Here is a 17,897-nt window from a genome sequence, read left to right on the forward strand (position 1 = left end):
CTCGACAATTCCCTGCGATCCTTTGACCTAAACCATCGTTTTTCACCAACGCCTCGCTATACTGAGCGTAGTCACGATAAAACAACGAGGTGGATAATGGCGGACGAGGCGCCCCTATATCGTAGCAACCCTGCACGCTCAGTTGCTCCCGATGGTCAGCTTTTGGTGCAAGGAAAGCCGGTGCAATGGCCGCAGCTCATTAAGTCAGGCCAACGGATTTTTATTGGTTCGCACGCCGCTGTGCCCCATGCATTAATTCGTAACCTCCTGGCCCATTGCAAGTATTTGCATGATGTTGAAATTGTTCAAGTCGGCGCATTTGGTGATAACGCCTGGGCGGAAACGACCTACCAGAATCACTTCAAAGTAAATTCGTTGTTCATTGGTGGCGAACAAGTTCGACGCGCCGTCGCAGAAGGTCGTGCCGACTACACACCAACCTTTATGTCCGCGGTGCCTTCGCTATTTCTTGACGATATTCTCCCGCTCGATGCCGCACTGATTATGGTTAGTCCAGCAGATCAGCACGGCTACCATTCGCTCGGCGTCAGTGTCGACGTCGTCTCGGCTGCCCTGCGAGCTGCCAAAACCGTGATTGCCCAAGTGAACCCGGCAATGCCAGTTACGTTTGGCCAAGCGTTTATTCACAAAGGGCAAATAGACGCGTTTTACTATGCGAACGAACCCCTTTTAGAATTACCACCACCGAACTTCGACCCTATCACCGAACGCGTTGGCCAATACGTTGCTTTGTTAGTTGAAGACGGCGCAACCATTCAAATCGGTTTTGGTAAAGTCTGTGAGGCAGCGCTGCGTTACCTCAGTAATCATCGTGATCTTGGCGTTCACAGTGAGTTGATTACCGACGGCATCATGGATCTGATGCTAAAAGGCGTGGTTAACAATCGCCTCAAAACCTTTCACCAACATAAGTGCGTGACGAGCTTTGCGATTGGTACCCAGCGCCTGTATGACTATGTGAATCACAACCCGCACATTGGCTTTTACCCGAGTGAATATGTGAACTCACCTGCAAACATTGCGCGTAACGACCAAATGGTCTCGATTAACAGTGCGATTGAAGTCGACCTCACCGGACAGGTCGTTTCCGACTCCATCGGTTATCAGTTTTATTCCGGCATTGGCGGTCAGGTTGATTTCAGTCGCGGTGCGTCCATGAGCACAGGTGGTAAACCCATTATCGCGCTGCCATCGACCGCCAAAGACGGTACGATTTCGAGAATTGTGCCACACATTACTGAAGGCGCTGGCGTGGTCACATCACGTGCTCACGTGCATTACGTCGTCACCGAGTTCGGCGTTGCGTCACTGCGCGGTAAAAGCATTCGCGAACGCGCACTCGAGCTTATTCGTGTCGCCCATCCGAAGTTTCGTGCTGAGCTGCTTGCTGAGGTCCGGAAACACTACTATGTACCGAACTATCAAAAACAAACGCCGGTTGAAGTTCCAGAACTCGGCGATGTCGGCTTTAAGGAGTTAAATATCGGTGGCGAAGCATTTGATTTACGGCCGCTGAATCCAAGCGACGAACGTCGTTTGCAGGAATTCTTTTATTCCCACACCAAAGAAACCCTGCAAATGCGCTACAACTCGGTACCGACACAGATGAGTCGGGAGAAATCCTGTACGCTCGTGAGTGTCGACCAAAGCAAAGACCTCGCCTTGTGTATCGTCCGCCAGAAAGGTTCAGCAGCACAAATTCAAGCCGTTGGCCGCTATTACCTAAGCCATGACGGCAGCAATTGCGAAGTCGCCTTTGTCACCCGCGAAACTCACCAAGGTAAAGGCATGGCGAAACTGCTACTGGATGAAATGATCCGCATTGCGAAGCTTCGCGGTGTACAGAAAATGCTCGCCTACGTGCGCGCGGAAAACCAGAAAATGCTTGCGGTTTTTGAGCGTGCAGGTTTTCGACGCTTACCGGCTGATGAACCTGGTGAAGTGTATTTAGCGCTCGAATTAGGCAACACGCTCAGTGAGAAACAATAATGGCCATTACCGTATTTAGTCATAGCTACTGCAGCTTACATAAAGTTACTGAAGTGCATCCTGAGCGCCCTGCTCGCCTCGGTGCGATTAACGATCAGCTCATCCGCTCGGGTATGGAGTATGTTTTAACCCAAAAAGATGCGACACCAGCAACTCGAGAAGACTTGTATCGCGTGCATGACGTTGCCTACGTGAATGACCTCTTCGCGCGCGAACCGAAACCTGACGAGAGTCATATCTGGCTCGACCCTGACACCCTCATGGGCCCTGGCACATTGCGCGCCGCACTCTACGCAGCTGGTGCAGGCAAAAATGCGGTAGACGAAGTCATGCAAGGAGGCAATCAACGGACATTTTGTGCGGTGAGACCGCCAGGCCATCACGCAACTCGCAATCAAGCAATGGGTTTTTGTTTGTTCAACAATATTGCGATTGCCGCAGCATATGCCTTGCACGAATATCCGATCGAGCGCGTGGCGATTGTTGATTTTGATGTGCATCACGGGAACGGAACCGAAGATATCTTTATCAGTGACGAACGAGTTTTGTTCTGTTCATCGTTTCAGCACCCGCTTTACCCCGATACCGGTGCTGACACCATCAGCCCACAGGTCATCAATATCCCTCTAGCGGCCGGTTGTCGTGGCTCTGAGTGGCGCGAAAAGGTCGCCGAACGGTGGTTTCCCGCCATCGACCATTTCGCTCCGGATCTGATTTTTGTCTCAGCAGGTTTCGACGGCCACCTCGAAGACGACATGGCGCAGTTTAATCTTGTTGAAGACGACTACCAATGGATTGCGTTGGAACTGGCGCAACTTGCGGATCGTCATTGCCAAGGACGGCTCGTTGCCATGCTTGAGGGGGGGTACAATATGAGTGCCCTTGGTCGCAGTGTTGTTGCCTTCTTAAAAGGCCTACTCTGATTCTGGTGGTAAGGTATACGCCAAGCTCCAAGCGTCAACCACACATGGAACTTGACGAAGCGTTTGTGCCACCGCCTCGACCGTCGCACCACTGGTAATGACATCGTCAATAATGGCAATGCGCTTGCCCCGCAGAGGTTCGCGCCAAGCAAAAGCCTGTTCTAGGTTGTCTAAGCGTTGCTGAGCATTTGATAAATGGTTGGCGACGCTATGGCGACGTTGCAGCGGTTCCTGAATAGGAATACCAAGCAAAGTTGACAGCTCATCCGCCAAGAGCCGGGCTTGATTATAACCGCGGCTGAGCCAGCGGCGATTACTTAACGGCACCGGCACTAAAACATCCGGCATATACACCCGCTCATGTTGATAGACTTTAATTGCTTGCGCTGCCAGCATAGGCGCCATATGAACCGCAAGACGCGGAAAGTTGTTGAACTTCAAGTCATGAATCCAGCGCATTACGGGTTGTTGATACGCAAATGCGGCTAGCCACAGTCGTGTTGCTTGTTGGCCGCCAATAATCGGACGCGGCGCTAAGCGCGGCAAGTCAGCAAAGCAGGTGACGCAAAGACCTGACTGTAATAACCTGTGCGTTCGACAAAGCCAGCAGAAACCGGTATTTGAGAGTCGTTGCCAAAGGTGCATGCCAACCTCCTTATTTGATAGTATTTAAGTCCATACGCAGTCGTTGATAGGAAACCTAGCCTAGATGCCCAATAAAGCCAGAGAATTAAGCCTTCACGTACAAAAATGCCAACAGACTGGCAATGCGCCAACCTTAGTCTTGTTGCATGGCTGGGGACTGAATAAAGAAATTTGGACACCGGTTCTGCCGCGACTCGCAGAGTTTGCCCATATAGTGACCGTTGATCTGCCCGGCTTTGGCCATTCCTCTTGGCAGTCTGAAAACAGTCAATTCGATCATGCCTGCCATCGCCTTATGGCCAACCTAGCCCATCATCTTGATGGACCATTCTATATAGCGGGCTGGTCACTTGGTGGGTTGTTTGCGACCCAAATTGCGCTCGATTACCCAACGTATGTGCGACGAGTTATGACCATTGCTAGTTCGCCTTGTTTTATGGCGCGCGAAAGTGTTTCGATAAGTGCCAGTGCGCCCTGCAGCCAAACGGAAGCTTGGCCCGGTATTAAGCGGGAAACCCTAGAAGCCTTTCGTTACCAGCTCAGCACTAACTTCCAAAAAACATTAGAACGCTTTTTGGCGGTACAGGCGCTAGGTAGCCCAGCCGCAAAAGAAGAAATCAAAACGATGCGCGCATTGTTGGCAAGTTGCCCTGAGCCAGCGCCAGAAGCGCTGGTCGCTGGCTTGCGCTGGTTGGCTGAAGTGGATTTACGCGAAGATTTAAGCGCTCTACAAGTCCCTTTAGTACGATTATATGGCCGTCGCGACAGCCTTGTGCCCATTGCGACCAGCGCTGCAATTACCCGCTACCTGCCGAGTCACATGCCAGCAAGCATTCAATTTGATGCCAGTGCGCACGCGCCGTTTATTACCGAGATAGACCGCTTTGTAGATACATTAAACGACTTTGTCCTTGAGTAGACGCTGGTTCACTTTTGACAGCGAGCACAAAAGAAGCTGTTCCGTTGACCGATTCGCAATGAGCGGATCGGTTGCAAACAGTTCACACACGGCTCACCTGCACGACCATAAACCTGGAGCTCTTGTTTAAAGTAGCCCGGCTTACCATCAGCACTGAGAAAGTCTTTCAAGGTGGTGCCGCCCTGAGCAATCGCTTTGGCAAGAATAACTTTAATAGCTTCGCCGAGCTCCAGATAGCGTGCTTTACTTATTTTTCCTGCGGCTCGGCGTGGGTCGATACCGGTCGCAAATAAAGCTTCGTTCGCATAGATATTACCAACGCCAACAACTATGGTGTTATCCATAATAAATGACTTCACAGGCGCACTCTTGCCGCGCGATAACTCATATAAGCGTAACCCGGTGAAATCGTCGGTGAGAGGTTCCGGCCCAAGTTTCGACAATGCCTCATGTAACTCGCCAGGACCTTGCCACAAAACTGCGCCAAAGCGACGGGCGTCATTTAATCGCAGACTTAAGCCATTATCGAGCTCAAGGGCAAAGTGATCATGCTTTTGCTTGTCGCTACCGGTCGGCACCACGTGCAACTTGCCAGACATGCCAAGGTGAAGAATTAAGGTGCCCACTCGGGTTTCTAACAACAAATACTTAGCTCGTCGCTTGACCGACAGGACTTGTTCGCCAGTTAACTGTTGCACGTCGGCGGAAATTGGCCAGCGCAAACGCGGCTGCCAAACTTGCACATGTGTAATGGTTTGCTGTTCGAGGTGTGGCGCGATACCTAACCGGCTGACTTCCACTTCTGGCAACTCTGGCATAGACTATCCTATTGAAATTTAATGAACTATTTTTGTACCTTCGGCGCGACTCTGAGCGTATATTTAGCGCCCCAGAAAACCGATACTAGTGTACCAGAGGAATAACACGTCAGGCGATGACTCAATTACTTACAAGCTTGCACGACGAGCAAGGCCAACTCACCACCGACATGGCCGACGAAGCTTGGATAGCCCGCTTCGACCAACTTGCCGATCGTGGCTATGTGATTATTCCAGACTTTCTTCCGAGTGACGAAGTTACGGCACTGTATCGCTACACGCAAAGCCTTGAAGAAAACGACTGGTCATTAGCCGGTGTGGGACGCGAGCACAACCACACAGTGAATACCCGCGTGCGCAGTGACCATATTCGCTGGTTGCAGCCCGCAATCGCTGCCGAGGCCGTGTATTTAAATACCATGGATGAATTGCGTGTTCGGCTTAATCGACGTTTATTTATGGGACTATTTGATTACGAATGTCACCTTGCTCGCTATCAAGCTGGTGCTTTTTATCAAAAACACCTCGACGCATTCAAAGGTCGGAGTAACCGCGTACTCACCACCGTCTTCTATTTAAACCCAGAGTGGTCTGCCGATGATGGTGGCGAGCTGGTTATTTATGGCAGTCGAGGACAAGTGCTGGAAACTATTTTACCGCAGCAAAATACCCTAGTGGTTTTTCTCAGTGAGGTGTTTGTTCATGAAGTAAAAACCGCTCATCGCGAGCGGTTTAGTATCACGGGCTGGTTCCGTCACAATACCTCGAACGCAGCCCGCATTGACCCTCAAACCTAGCCGCTACGCTGCTTTGCGCATCGGCTGTAACTTCAGATAGGTCGCACTGCGCCATACCCATTCCATTGGGCCGTACTGGAATCGCTGCAGCCACCAGGTACTTAACCACAACTGGAAGCCGTACAACGCCAGTGCCATTAAAGTAATACCAAAACGGCCATACTCGCCATATAAACCGATACCATAGCCATAGAACAAGGTCGTAAATACGATTGAGTGAGTCAGGTAGTTAGTTAACGCCATTCGCCCAGCCGGCGCAAGATACTGAATCCATTTCTTACCGCTCAGGTAGAGCACGGTAAGAATCGCCATGTAAGCCAAACACAAACCAAGGTTCGCAACAGCTTGTAGGGTAAAAACCTGAGCGCCACGATAATCTGGGATCATCAGCTCTATATCAATGCCAAAGAGGCCAACAAAGAGCGCACTCGGCAAACCGAACAGTAAACCAAAAATAAGTAGCTTGCGAATCGTTTGCCGATGTTCAATGGGCTTAGTGAAAATATTCAAACGTGCGAGCGACGCACCAATGAGAATGGTGCCAAGAATGGTTGGCATGAAGAAAATAATGCCACCGCCGCCGTACATCAGAGCAATTTCACTCAACCGAAATTGCACGACTTCAGCAAAACTACCCGTTGCGTAGACCTGGTGAGCATTCGCAATCATCTCGGCCATCACTGCCCGTTGTTCGTCAAAATCCGCCATCATCTCTGGAGCCGCAGGTGAGTTCATGGCCATTTGTATACCCCATGCACCGAACCAGTACAGCAGAATGGTTAAGGCAATAAATGCCACACCCCATTTCCATAACCGGCGTGCCGGTGTATTCACAAAGAGTAGCAAAAATAACCCTGCAATGGCATAGGTGAGAAGAATGTCACCGCCCCAAATATAGACAATATGAACAAAACCAAATAAGCCAAGTACGAAGATACGACGGAAGTACAACCAGCGCGGCGAACTTACTTTTTCTCGCGCTCGATCGAGGAACAGCACAAAGCCCATACCAAAGAGCAGCGAGAACATGGTATAGAACTTACCTTGCACAAAGGTGTACACGCTCCAAGCTGTTGCGTAATCAAGCCCCGTTTGGCTGGTGTCTAGCCCATAGGCCATGGCCACCAGTGGCCGTTGAAAGTACTCGATGTTCATTAACAGAATACCCAGCAAGGCAAAGCCGCGAATGATATCGAGTAGATGCATCCGCTCTTGCGGCGCGGTTGGGGTTGCCGTTGTCAGCGAGCTCATGAGAAAGTCTCCAAGGTTTCTTATTATTTTTTTGAGTGGCGTAAGTTTAGACGCCTTGGCAATTTTCGGCAAAGAAATAGATGTAACAAATGATGTAGATATCAACCTGAATTTCAGCCACAAAAAAACCCGCACGTAGCGGGTTTTTCTTCAAGCTTAACGAAGCTTACTTAATTTTAGCTTCTTTAAACATGACATGCTTACGAACTACTGGATCAAACTTTTTGATCTCAAATTTTTCTGGCATGTTACGTTTGTTCTTGTCTGTGGTATAGAAGAAACCAGTACCAGCAGAAGAAACCAGACGAATTTTATCGCGCATCGTATTATTCCTTTCGTTCTAGCCGGTAATTAAATCCGGACGCCTTTAGCGCGCAGATCAGCCAGTACCGAGTCGATACCGTTTTTGTCGATGATCCGCATACCTTTAGTAGAAATGCGCAGTTTTACCCAACGCTTTTCGCTTTCAACCCAAAAGCGGTGGCTTTGTAGGTTTGGCAGGAAACGACGGCGGGTCGCATTGTTCGCGTGTGAGCGGTTGTTACCAACCACAGGCCGCTTTCCTGTTACTTGACATACTCGTGACATGTTCGTTACTCCGAAATTGCTTTGCAAGCTCGCCTAATCGCCCTGATGGCCTTGCCCTATAAATCGAGGGCGCAATTTATACTAAAATTTGCCGCAAAAGACAAGCTTCAACGCGTATTTTTTGCGCTTTAATCGTAAATTCAGATCATTTTTGATCTATAACCAACCTCGTTCAGCAAACGAGACGGTTTCTCCGGCGCCGATAACAAAATGATCAAGCAAGGCCACATCGATCGTTGTCAGCGCCTCTTGGATCCTCGTCGTCACTCGTTGGTCGGCTTGGCTAGGCTCGGCCACACCAGAGGGATGATTGTGCGCTAGTATCACAGCGGCTGCGTTATGACGCATGACCAATTTGATAATTTCGCGAGGATACACCGGGGCAGCATTAATCGTGCCGTAAAACAGCTCGCAATAATGCAGCAAACGGTGCTGACTGTCCAGCAATAAAAGCGCAAATACCTCTCTCGGTTGATGTCTCAGCTGCGCTGCTAAATAGTCTTTCACCATGTCTGGGCGGGTAAATCCGGAGCCGTCACGTAGTGGCGTCGCTAGATAGCGCCGAGTTAGCTCAAGAATGGCTTGAACTTGCATACAGCGCGCTAAACCTACCCCCGGTAATTCCAATAATTGCTCCTGTGGCAAAGCAAACAGTCCGGCGAGACCGCCGGAGAGTTTAAGAACCGACCGACTCCATTCAAGGACGTCTTGCCCTTGCCGCCCCGTACCGAACATCACCGCTAATAGTTCAGCATCGGTTAAACTTGCTGGACCGTGCGCGGCTAACTTTTCGCGTGGTCTTTCTTCAACTCGCCAGTCTTTAATCGAGTGACGCACTAATTTGCTGTGCAGCTGCTCGTTGTTGTTCTCCGCTTTCTTAATTTCCGTACTCATAGGCCACCTCCTGTGGACATCAACCGCAAGGATCAACACGCAAAGATCGCCAAATGCGTCTTGCCCGTGTTATCTTTAAGGGTAAGGACTTACTTCCACGGAAACAACTATGGCAAGCCTTTCAAATCGTAAGCTATTGCTGATTGTTACCGGCGGTATTGCCGCCTATAAAACACCCGAATTGGTTCGGCGCTTGCGTGACCTCGGCACCGAGGTGCGCGTCGTTATGACTCAGGGCGCAAAAGCCTTTATTACGCCGCTAACATTGCAAGCTGTGTCCGGCCATCCGGTTCATGACGATCTTCTCGACCCAGCCGCTGAGGCCGCAATGGGCCACATTGAATTAGCGCGTTGGGCCGACTTGATTGTTGTCGCACCGGCGAGCGCCAGCTCACTTGCGCGCCTTGCCCATGGCTTTGCTGACGACCTATTTAGTACTCTTTGCTTAGCTACCGACGCACCGATTGCCTTAGTGCCGGCAATGAACCGCTTAATGTGGTCTGCCCCAGCAACGCAACGTAATATTGAGTTGTTACGTGGCGACGGTAAGTTAATTTGGGGGCCGGCAGAAGGTTCACAAGCCTGCGGCGAGGTCGGAGCCGGGCGCATGCTCGAGCCCAATCAGATTCTCGAGCGTGTTCAAGCATTTTTCAATAACACCACGTCAATTCACGAAAATGGCCATAGTATTCAGGCCACTGGCGTATTGCATGGCCGCAGCGTGGTGATTACTGCTGGACCAACCCGCGAAGCAATCGACCCAGTTCGCTATTTAAGTAATTACAGCTCCGGTAAAATGGGCTTTGCACTCGCAGCAGCAGCGGTAAAAGCCGGCGCAAGCGTGACGTTAGTCGCAGGACCGTGTCAACTCGCCACACCAGCTCATGTGACCCGCGTAGATGTCGTTTCAGCGTTGGATATGCAGCAGGCGGTTAGTGAACATATAGCCCATTGCGATATTTTTATCGGCTGTGCTGCCGTCGCCGACTTTCGGCCTGTTCAAGTTGCCCAGCAAAAAATGAAAAAGCAACAAGACCATGACCATATGGCCATTGAGTTGGTGAAAAACCCAGATATTTTAGCGTGGGTGGCCACACAATCACCCACGCCGTTCACGGTTGGATTTGCTGCCGAAACCAATGAAGTAGCTAAGTATGCGCGTGATAAGCTAGAACGCAAAGGTATCCAATTGATTGTCGCCAACGATGTGAGTGACGCAACGATTGGTTTTAACAGTGACAATAATGCGGTCACCGTTTATTGGCCAGAAGGCGAAAAAGCGTTTGCAACCAGTACGAAAGAGTCTCTAGCTGAAAACTTGGTGACACTCATCGCCGAACACTATAAAAACTTTAAAAAACAATAATTTTTAATAAAAATATTCTGGAACATCGATGAAAAAATCAATTGACCTGAAAATTCTCGACCCGCGCGTAGGGAAGGAGTTTCCATTACCAGCTTATGCGACTACTGGCTCTGCGGGACTCGACCTCCGCGCCTGCTTAAGTAGCGCAATTACCTTAGGCGCTGGCGAGTCAGCCTTGATAGGTACTGGTATCGCTATTCATATTAACGACCCAAGCTTAGCAGCAACCATCCTACCGCGCTCCGGCTTAGGTCATAAACACGGCATTGTATTGGGGAATTTAGTGGGTTTAATTGACTCGGATTACCAAGGCGAACTCAAAGTCTCGGTATGGAACCGAAGCAACCAAGCGTTCACCATTGAACCCGGCGAACGCATTGCTCAATTAGTGATTATTCCAGTGGTGCAAGCAGACTTTCATTTAGTCAGCGAGTTCACTGAAACCGACCGCGGCGCTGGTGGCTTTGGCTCATCAGGTCGCCATTAAACTCAACGTTGAACAAATAAAAAAAAGTAATGTCCGGCGGCGGCCTAACACCGGGAGACATCGGTGAGTTCGAAGTCGGCTTAATCTGAATCAGGGATTAGCACATGACCACAACACGCAAGAGCAATCGTCGCGAGGAAATCCTCGGGACGCTTGCACAGATGTTGGCCACCTCGATTGGCCAGCCGATTACGACTGCAAAATTGGCCGCTGAAGTAGGCGTTTCCGAAGCCGCACTCTATCGCCACTTCCCTTCCAAAGCACGAATGTTTGACGATCTGATTACCTACGTCGAAGACATTTTGCTCGGCGGGGTAAACAAAGTATTAGAGAGCGAGAAACAGACCTTGCCTCGGGTAGAACAGATTGTGCGCTTGATTCTACGCTTTGCTGAACAAAGCCCAGGCATGACTCGCGTACTGACTGGCGACGGTCTGATGGGCGAAAATGAGCGTTTACGGGCCCGAGTTGTCAGCTTATTTGAGCGCTTAGAAAGTCAAATCAAACAGATTCTACGTGAACGGCGCATGCGCGAAGGCGTGCAGTTCAACAACGACGAAGGCATGCTAGCGAATATTATTATGGCTTATGCCGAAGGCAAACTAAGTCAGTACGTGCGTTCGAGCTTCAAGAAGAAACCGACCACAGAATTCGACGCTCAGTGGTTAGTATTGGAGCAGCAGTTATTGCAGTCGTGACGAGCGCTTCTAAAAAAACCTGCATACGCAGGTTTTTTTTATTTCCTCGGTGCTAGCGCTACGGCTTAAGCTCCCGAGTTTTCGCTGGTTTGCGCTCGTGCAAGCAAGTCTTGAGCAACTTGCATTGGTGCTTTGCCTTCATACAACACTTTGTAGAGCTGTTCTGAAATTGGCATCTCGACGTTAAAGCGCTTGGCTAACGCCACGACTTCACGAGTATTGCGATAGCCTTCAACCGCCTGACCGATTTCTTTCATCGCGTCGTCGACGCTCTTACCTTGACCAATAGCCAAGCCAAAGCGACGGTTACGTGATTGGTTGTCAGTGCAAGTCAGGATAAGGTCACCCAAACCCGCCATACCGGTAAAGGTTTCCGCTTTTCCACCTAATGCTAGACCTAGGCGCGTCATTTCCGCCAAACCGCGAGTGATTAACGCGGTGCGAGTATTTGCTCCAAAGCCAAGGCCATCGGCCATACCAGCGCCAATTGCGATAACGTTTTTCACCGCACCACCGAGCTGCATACCAATGAAATCGTCATTCAGATAAACACGGAATGAGCGATCACAATGTAGCGCTTTGGAAAGCTTGTCGACGAAGTCGGGCTGATTAGCGGCAACAGCAATTGCTGTTGGCATACCTTGCGCCATTTCCTTAGCAAAGGTTGGTCCCGACAATACGGCTAACGCACGGTCATGCCCAAGAATGTCGGTCGCGACTTCGCTGAGCAAACGGCCGGTTTCTGGCTCGAGGCCTTTGGTCGCCCATGCAACGCCGGCTTCTGGACGCAGATCAGGTGCAATTTGCTGAAGAACTTCAGCAAAGCCGTAACTTGGCACCACCACCAGAACGGTATCGGACGCTTGTACTGCTTTGCTCAAGTCTGGCTCAAGCTCCAATAAATCAGGGAACTGGCAGCCTGGCAAATAACGAGTATTTTCCCGTGCTTGCTGCATCTCTTCGACTTGGTCGTGATCGCGCCCCCAAAGAATGGTGCGTTGACCTTTTCGAGCGATACAGATAGCAAGGGCGGTGCCATACGACCCCGCCCCTAACACGGTTACTGAAGACAAATCTGTCACAGTGAGTTCCGCTTCTTATGCGTCAGCTTGTGGTGCTTGCGCTTGCTGCTGTTGCTGCATGTGCTGAGCAAACACGGCGTCAAAATTAATTGGCGCTAAGTTTAATTGAGGGAAAGTGCCCTTAGTGACTAAAGCAGAAACCGCTTCGCGCGCATATGGGAACAAAATAGTTGGGCAGAAAGCGCCAACTGTGTGTGCCATGGCTTGCTCTGGGATGTCCGCAGGGATGGTGAAGATACCAGCCTGAGCAACTTCACATAAGAAAGCAACTTCGCCTTCAACTGTGTTTTTCACAGTCAGTGTCAGTACGACTTCGTGAACACCTTCTTCTAGCTTGGTGTTGCTTACGTTCATATCAACGCTTAACTCTGGCTTCCACTCTTTGCGGAAGATCGCAGGGCTGTTTGGCGCTTCAAAAGAAACGTCTTTTACATAGATGCGTTGAATTGAGAATTGCGCATTTGCTTGTTGCTCGTTTTGTGCTGCGCCATTTGCTTGGTTGTTTTGCTCTTCAGCCATTGTACTTACCTGCTTTAACTTAATGTAATGAAATGAAATTTAGATGTCGCTGCGCTTCTTGAGGAGCGATTCTATTTCTTCTTTTTTTGTTGTTTTTCTGGAGCCTTACTCACCGGTAGGCTCGCTCCTTGCCATGCTTGCAGGCCACCCTGCAGCACATACACCTGAGAAAATCCTGCTTTAGCCAAGGCAGTCGCAGCGGCCCGCGCAGTGTTTCCATAGTTGCATACGGTTACAATGGGGGCGTCTTTAAATTTCTCAAGGGTTTTAAAGTCACCGGCCCGAACTTTTTCCATCGGCAGATGCTTCGAACCTGTAATATTGCCTTTGGCAAAATCATCTTCAGAGCGAATATCAACAAATACGCCGCCCCGATTTACCTTAATAACAGCTTCTTGCGGCTTCAAAGGTTGTACGGAGGAAAACCGCTTTTTGACAATGTCCATGACGAGCATGACAAAAACGATGACCCACAACGTGCTCAGAATGTAATGTTCGGTAGCAAATTGGAAAAACTGTTCCATGACCTCTCCTGTGATACTTTATTTTGAATGCCATGGTGTAAAATGCATTCAAAAGTTTGCGCAAGAGTATACCGACTCAGCACTCAGATGCCAGTAAAATCTGCAGTTTTGAGGTGCTTCTAGCCCCTAAATACGGTAAACTTGGGGAATATTTTTTAGAATGATTTTCATTTCCTGAGTGACCTTTCGCATTGATGTAAAAGAGGAACTGGTATGGCTGCAACTGACACCCGCAAAAAAACTCTCGCATTGCTTATTTTAGATGGCTGGGGCTCGCGGGAGGCTGCGCCTGACAATGCAATTGCTGCCGCCCATACACCAAATCTCGACCGCTTGTATCAGTCAGCACCCAACACTTTAATTGATGGTTCCGGTATGGCGGTTGGCTTACCTGACGGTCAAATGGGTAACTCGGAAGTGGGTCATGTCAATTTGGGCGCCGGACGTGTGGTGTACCAAGACTTCACCCGTATTACCAAAGCCATTGAAGATGGTGAGTTCGAACAAAACCCTGTGTTGCTAAGTGCTCTCGACAAAGCCATTGCAGCCAACGGTCGTGTTCATGTTATGGGGCTACTTTCGCCAGGCGGCGTTCATAGTCACGAAGATCATTTACTAGCGATGGTGAAATTCGCCAAACAACGTGGTTCGAAGGAAGTCCTCGTACACGCATTCCTTGACGGCCGTGACACCCCACCTCGGTCAGCAAAGGCCTCCATTGAACGTTTTGAAGAAGCCTTTCATAACCTCTCCGGTGCCCGTTTCGCTAGTTTGTGCGGCCGTTACTTTGCAATGGACCGTGACAACCGTTGGGATCGGATTGAAAAAGCATGGCGGTTGCTCACTCAGGCAAAAGGTGCTTTCCAAGCTGATGCTGCCGTGGCCGGCCTCGAACAAGCCTATGAGCGCGACGAAAGCGACGAATTTGTGCAACCAACTTGGATTGGCTCAGAAACCCCGATCGCGGACAACGACGCAGTATTTTTTATGAACTTCCGCGCTGACCGAGCGCGTGAACTCACTCGTGTTTTTGTCGATCCCGAGTTTGATGCCTTCAAGCGCGATCCGAAACCACAGTTAGCCGAATTTGTGATGCTGACTGAATACGCAGCTGACATTCAAGCGCCGGTTGCATTCCCACCGGAATCACTCGATAACGTGCTCGGTGAATGGCTAGCGAAACACCATAAAACTCAGCTGCGAATTTCAGAAACTGAAAAGTACGCCCATGTCACCTTCTTCTTTAGCGGTGGTCGCGAAGAGACTTTCGAAGGTGAAGAACGCGTGTTAATTCCATCGCCGAAGGTTGCGACATACGACTTACAGCCAGAAATGAGTTCTGTTGAACTCACCGACGCACTAGTCGAGGCAATCGACAGTGGCCGCTTCGATGTCATTATCTGTAACTATCCAAATGGTGACATGGTCGGTCACACTGGTAACTTCGAAGCTGCTGTGAAAGCCTGTGAAGCCGTCGACCTGGCGATTGGCCGCGTTGTTGACGCCTTACGACGGAATGGCGGCGAGTGCTTAATTACGGCCGATCACGGCAATGCTGAACAAATGAATGACCACCAAACTGGCCAGTCACATACGGCACATACGAGTAACCTGGTGCCGCTCATTTACGTCGGTCGCGACGCTGAGCCTGTCAGTGGTGGCGCGCTGTCCGATATCGCTCCAACGATGTTGTCATTACTTGGAATGGAGACACCGAAGGAAATGACAGGTAAAGTGTTAATGCGCGTCAAAAATTAAAATAAGAAGCCAAGGACACTCATGCGACTAACGACAGCAACAGCGAGCCCGATTCGCGCCAGCGTCATGCTGGCTCGCTCTGCCCTTGTTGCGATGTTCCTGGCCTTCGGCGTCTTAGCTATTTCCGATAGTTTTGCCAACGACCCGCGCGCGGAACAAGCTCGCGCCGAACAGCAACTAGCGGCCTTACAAAAAGAAATCCAACAACAACGACGAGCCATTGAACGTCGCCAAGAGCGCCTTTCACGCACCGAGCGCGAGCTGCGAGAGCTCGAAACAAAAGTTCAGCAAGCTAGCCAAACCTTGCGTCAAACCGAACTTCGTATCGCCCAAGTTGAAGGGCACATTTATGAGCTTGAGAGTGAACAAGAGCGGCTCCAAGGCGAAGTTACCACCCAAGCGAATTTGCTCGCCGACCAAATTGAGTCTGCCTACCGAAACGGTGACGAAGGCTTTCTGAAGATGCTACTAAACCAGCAAAGTCCGGCAAAATTCGAGCGTATGCTAGCCTATTACGAGTTTTTGAATGACGCTCGACTCGCTGAATTAGAAAAGTTACATGCTTTAGAAACACAGCTTGAGCAAGTCAAAGCTGAAGTTGAACAACAGCGTCAAACCTTAGCACGAACCTTTGAGCAACAGCGTCAGCAACGTGAAACCCTAGCCAAACAGCGTCAAGAGCAGCAACAATTAGTTGCGCGCTTGCAGCGTGAACAACAATCGGACGAAGCGAACTTAGCGGCTATGTTACGCAATGAGAAAGAACTCAACGACTTGTTAGCTGCACTGCAACAGGTATTAGCTCAGCAAGGCATTCAGCTCGACGGTCTCGCAAAACTGCGTGGGCAACTAACTTGGCCAGTGAACGGCACCATGCGACATACGTTTGGCCAGCAACGCAGCGGGCAAATTCGTTGGCGCGGTGTCGTCATGAATACTGAGCTCGAAGCGCCGGTGCGGGCAATTGCCGACGGCCGGGTTATTTATTCAGACTGGTTGCGTGGTTTTGGCATGGTCGTAGTCATCGACCATGGTGAGCATTACATGAGCTTGTATGGTTACAACCAAGCCCTGCTGAAGAACGTCGGTGAGCCGGTGCGGTCTGGCGAGGTGATTGCACTTGCCGGGCAGAGTGGCGGCCAACGAGAAGCGAGCTTATATTTCGAAATCCGCCATGAAGGCAATCCGATTAACCCTGCTCCGTATATGCGGCGCTAACAGCATTAGCGAACCGCTTTAGCGTTTCGTTGTTGCTGTCGCTTGCTCAAGACCGGTTAACAGAATCAGCGCTTCTTCACGAGACTCACCACAAACATATTCTTGCGCAGTAAAATCGTCACAGACCTTTGGCCGTTCTGGCTGACCAAAAATCCGACATAAATTATTCTCGTCGAGCTGCACGCAACGCGTATTAGCGGGCTTGCCATTGGGCATGCCCGGAATAGGGCTGGAAATTGATGGTGCAATACAACAGGCACCGCAACCGACTCGACACTGCAAATGAACGATCCTTAAGACATGCTGCAAGGCAGCGAGAAATAAACAAGCCAGCACGATGGCTGGCTTGATCATTGATTGAAACGAGTCGCGCGACTGATTACTGCATTGCGCTGCGAAGCTTTTTCATCGCATTCGCTTCAAGCTGACGAATTCGCTCTGCAGACACTTGGAACGTTTCAGCTAAGTCATGTAACGTTGCTTTGTTACCATCGTCAAGCCAGCGCGCCCGAATAATCGCTTGGCTACGCTCGTCTAGACTTGCCAAAGCATGGCTTAGTCGACGGTTTGCTTGCGCTTCCCAGTCTTCTGCTTCAACGGTTGCGGCTACGTCTGAGGACTTGTCTTCTAAGTACTGAGACGGTGCAAATACAGTTTCGTTGTCGTCATTGTCATCGACACCCGCGTCAAACGCCGCGTCGTGCGCGCTCATGCGCGATTCCATTTCCAATACTTCCGAGCTGCTCACGCCAAGCTCGCGGGCAACAGTGTTCACTTCATCATGAGTGAACCAGCCAAGACGCTTTTTCGCTTTACGCAAATTAAAGAACAATTTGCGCTGAGCTTTCGTTGTCGCAACTTTCACAATCCGCCAGTTACGCAACACATATTCGTGAATCTCCGCTTTAATCCAATGTACCGCAAACGATACCAGGCGCACACCCACGGTTGGGTCGAAGCGTTTTACCGCTTTCATCAAACCAATATTGCCTTCTTGGATAAGGTCAGCTTGCGGCAAGCCATAACCTTGATAGCTGCGCGCGACGTGCACCACGAAGCGCAAATGCGACATGATTAACTGTCTCGCAGCTTGTAAATCGCCGTTTTGTTGCAAACGCTCAGCCAGTGATTTTTCTTCTTCTGCACTGAGCATCGGGATGCTATTCACCGATGAAATATAGGCTTCTAGGCTTCCCGTACGAGGAACCATTAAGGCCATTGATTCAGAATGTGCAGTCATTTACTTCCCTCACTTCAAGCGAACCGACTATATATTCTACAGAAAGCAGCTCTAGTCTGTTGTTTTTCCTGCTATTTTGCAGTTAAAACTAAGACCGCGAAAAGGCTAAAAAGTTCCGTAAAATGTGCTCTCCAGAGCACTTCCGGTGCGTCAAACAGTC

Annotated in this window: 20 protein-coding genes; 9 read left to right on the forward strand and 11 right to left on the reverse strand. The window is 50.1% G+C overall.

Annotated elements, in window-relative coordinates; translation table 11 throughout:
* Positions 1-96: 96 nt before the first annotated feature.
* Together CWE06_RS04640 and CWE06_RS04645 are read left to right on the forward strand one after the other, a co-directional pair.
* A complete protein-coding gene (locus CWE06_RS04640; RefSeq protein WP_126791668.1) occupies positions 97-2,010 on the forward strand; it encodes a GNAT family N-acetyltransferase in 1,914 nt (637 codons plus the stop codon).
* The gene (locus tag CWE06_RS04645; RefSeq protein WP_126791670.1) at positions 2,010-2,933 is read left to right on the forward strand and encodes a histone deacetylase family protein; all 924 of its coding nucleotides are present in this window, start codon (positions 2,010-2,012) and stop codon (positions 2,931-2,933) included. The genes CWE06_RS04640 and CWE06_RS04645 overlap by 1 nt, the downstream gene beginning before the upstream one ends.
* Here the strand turns inward: CWE06_RS04645 and CWE06_RS04650 are convergent.
* Entirely contained in the window at positions 2,925-3,578 is a 654-nt protein-coding gene (locus tag CWE06_RS04650) for a ComF family protein (protein ID WP_126791672.1), read from the reverse strand. The genes CWE06_RS04645 and CWE06_RS04650 overlap by 9 nt on opposite strands.
* 64 nt (positions 3,579-3,642) lie before the next feature.
* Here CWE06_RS04650 and bioH point away from each other — a divergent pair, with 64 nt between their 5' ends.
* Positions 3,643-4,497, forward strand: coding sequence for a pimeloyl-ACP methyl ester esterase BioH (gene bioH / locus CWE06_RS04655; RefSeq protein WP_126791674.1), 855 nt, complete (start codon positions 3,643-3,645; stop codon positions 4,495-4,497).
* Positions 4,498-4,505: 8 nt separating this feature from the next.
* Here bioH and mutM read toward each other — a convergent pair whose 3' ends face one another.
* The gene (mutM, locus tag CWE06_RS04660) at positions 4,506-5,315 is read right to left on the reverse strand and encodes a bifunctional DNA-formamidopyrimidine glycosylase/DNA-(apurinic or apyrimidinic site) lyase (RefSeq protein ID WP_126791676.1); all 810 of its coding nucleotides are present in this window, start codon (positions 5,313-5,315) and stop codon (positions 4,506-4,508) included.
* A gap of 116 nt (positions 5,316-5,431) precedes the next feature.
* Between mutM and CWE06_RS04665 the strand changes: the two genes are divergently transcribed.
* Positions 5,432-6,112, forward strand: a complete 681-nt coding sequence (locus CWE06_RS04665; protein WP_126791677.1) for a 2OG-Fe(II) oxygenase — start codon at positions 5,432-5,434, stop codon at positions 6,110-6,112.
* Between the two features lie 3 nt (positions 6,113-6,115).
* Here CWE06_RS04665 and CWE06_RS04670 read toward each other — a convergent pair whose 3' ends face one another.
* From CWE06_RS04670 to radC, 4 genes are all read right to left on the reverse strand, one after another.
* Positions 6,116-7,363, reverse strand: coding sequence for a DUF418 domain-containing protein (locus tag CWE06_RS04670; protein ID WP_126791679.1), 1,248 nt, complete (start codon positions 7,361-7,363; stop codon positions 6,116-6,118).
* A gap of 166 nt (positions 7,364-7,529) precedes the next feature.
* Positions 7,530-7,685: a 50S ribosomal protein L33 gene (gene rpmG / locus CWE06_RS04675; RefSeq protein ID WP_007420939.1), complete on the reverse strand. Its 156-nt coding sequence runs from the start codon at positions 7,683-7,685 to the stop codon at positions 7,530-7,532.
* 29 nt (positions 7,686-7,714) lie between these two features.
* Positions 7,715-7,951, reverse strand: a complete 237-nt coding sequence (rpmB, locus tag CWE06_RS04680) for a 50S ribosomal protein L28 (protein ID WP_126791681.1) — start codon at positions 7,949-7,951, stop codon at positions 7,715-7,717.
* Between the two features lie 156 nt (positions 7,952-8,107).
* Complete coding sequence (gene radC / locus CWE06_RS04685; protein ID WP_126791683.1) at positions 8,108-8,845, reverse strand: RadC family protein; 738 nt, start codon at positions 8,843-8,845, stop codon at positions 8,108-8,110.
* 109 nt (positions 8,846-8,954) lie between these two features.
* Between radC and coaBC the strand changes: the two genes are divergently transcribed.
* The 3 genes from coaBC (at position 8,955) to slmA (ending at position 11,396) form a co-directional block, all read left to right on the forward strand.
* Entirely contained in the window at positions 8,955-10,211 is a 1,257-nt protein-coding gene (coaBC, locus tag CWE06_RS04690; protein ID WP_126791685.1) for a bifunctional phosphopantothenoylcysteine decarboxylase/phosphopantothenate--cysteine ligase CoaBC, read from the forward strand.
* A gap of 28 nt (positions 10,212-10,239) precedes the next feature.
* A complete protein-coding gene (dut, locus tag CWE06_RS04695; protein WP_126791687.1) occupies positions 10,240-10,698 on the forward strand; it encodes a dUTP diphosphatase in 459 nt (152 codons plus the stop codon).
* A gap of 104 nt (positions 10,699-10,802) precedes the next feature.
* Complete coding sequence (gene slmA, locus CWE06_RS04700) at positions 10,803-11,396, forward strand: nucleoid occlusion factor SlmA (RefSeq protein WP_126791689.1); 594 nt, start codon at positions 10,803-10,805, stop codon at positions 11,394-11,396.
* 65 nt (positions 11,397-11,461) lie between these two features.
* Here the strand turns inward: slmA and gpsA are convergent, their stop codons facing one another.
* The 3 genes from gpsA to CWE06_RS04715 form a co-directional block, all read right to left on the reverse strand.
* Entirely contained in the window at positions 11,462-12,478 is a 1,017-nt protein-coding gene (gpsA, locus tag CWE06_RS04705) for an NAD(P)H-dependent glycerol-3-phosphate dehydrogenase (protein ID WP_126791691.1), read from the reverse strand.
* 15 nt (positions 12,479-12,493) lie between these two features.
* Complete coding sequence (secB, locus tag CWE06_RS04710) at positions 12,494-12,997, reverse strand: protein-export chaperone SecB (RefSeq protein WP_126791693.1); 504 nt, start codon at positions 12,995-12,997, stop codon at positions 12,494-12,496.
* 71 nt (positions 12,998-13,068) lie between these two features.
* Positions 13,069-13,521 carry a rhodanese-like domain-containing protein gene (locus CWE06_RS04715; protein ID WP_126791695.1) on the reverse strand — a complete coding sequence of 151 codons (453 nt, stop codon included), beginning with the start codon at positions 13,519-13,521 and terminating at the stop codon, positions 13,069-13,071.
* A 213-nt stretch (positions 13,522-13,734) separates the two neighbouring features.
* On the opposite strand from CWE06_RS04715, the gene gpmI reads away from it, so the two are divergent.
* Both gpmI and CWE06_RS04725 read left to right on the forward strand, forming a co-directional pair.
* Complete coding sequence (gpmI, locus tag CWE06_RS04720) at positions 13,735-15,279, forward strand: 2,3-bisphosphoglycerate-independent phosphoglycerate mutase (RefSeq protein WP_126791697.1); 1,545 nt, start codon at positions 13,735-13,737, stop codon at positions 15,277-15,279.
* Between the two features lie 21 nt (positions 15,280-15,300).
* Positions 15,301-16,497 carry a murein hydrolase activator EnvC family protein gene (locus tag CWE06_RS04725; RefSeq protein WP_126791699.1) on the forward strand — a complete coding sequence of 399 codons (1,197 nt, stop codon included), beginning with the start codon at positions 15,301-15,303 and terminating at the stop codon, positions 16,495-16,497.
* 18 nt (positions 16,498-16,515) lie between these two features.
* On the opposite strand, the gene CWE06_RS04730 is transcribed toward CWE06_RS04725, so the two are convergent.
* Positions 16,516-16,779, reverse strand: coding sequence for a YkgJ family cysteine cluster protein (locus CWE06_RS04730; RefSeq protein ID WP_126792029.1), 264 nt, complete (start codon positions 16,777-16,779; stop codon positions 16,516-16,518).
* A 97-nt stretch (positions 16,780-16,876) separates the two neighbouring features.
* Complete coding sequence (rpoH, locus tag CWE06_RS04735) at positions 16,877-17,737, reverse strand: RNA polymerase sigma factor RpoH (protein WP_126791701.1); 861 nt, start codon at positions 17,735-17,737, stop codon at positions 16,877-16,879.
* Between the last annotated feature and the right edge of the window lie 160 nt (positions 17,738-17,897).

The organism is Aliidiomarina haloalkalitolerans, from assembly GCF_003987315.1.
Lineage (GTDB): Bacteria > Pseudomonadota > Gammaproteobacteria > Enterobacterales > Alteromonadaceae > Aliidiomarina > Aliidiomarina haloalkalitolerans.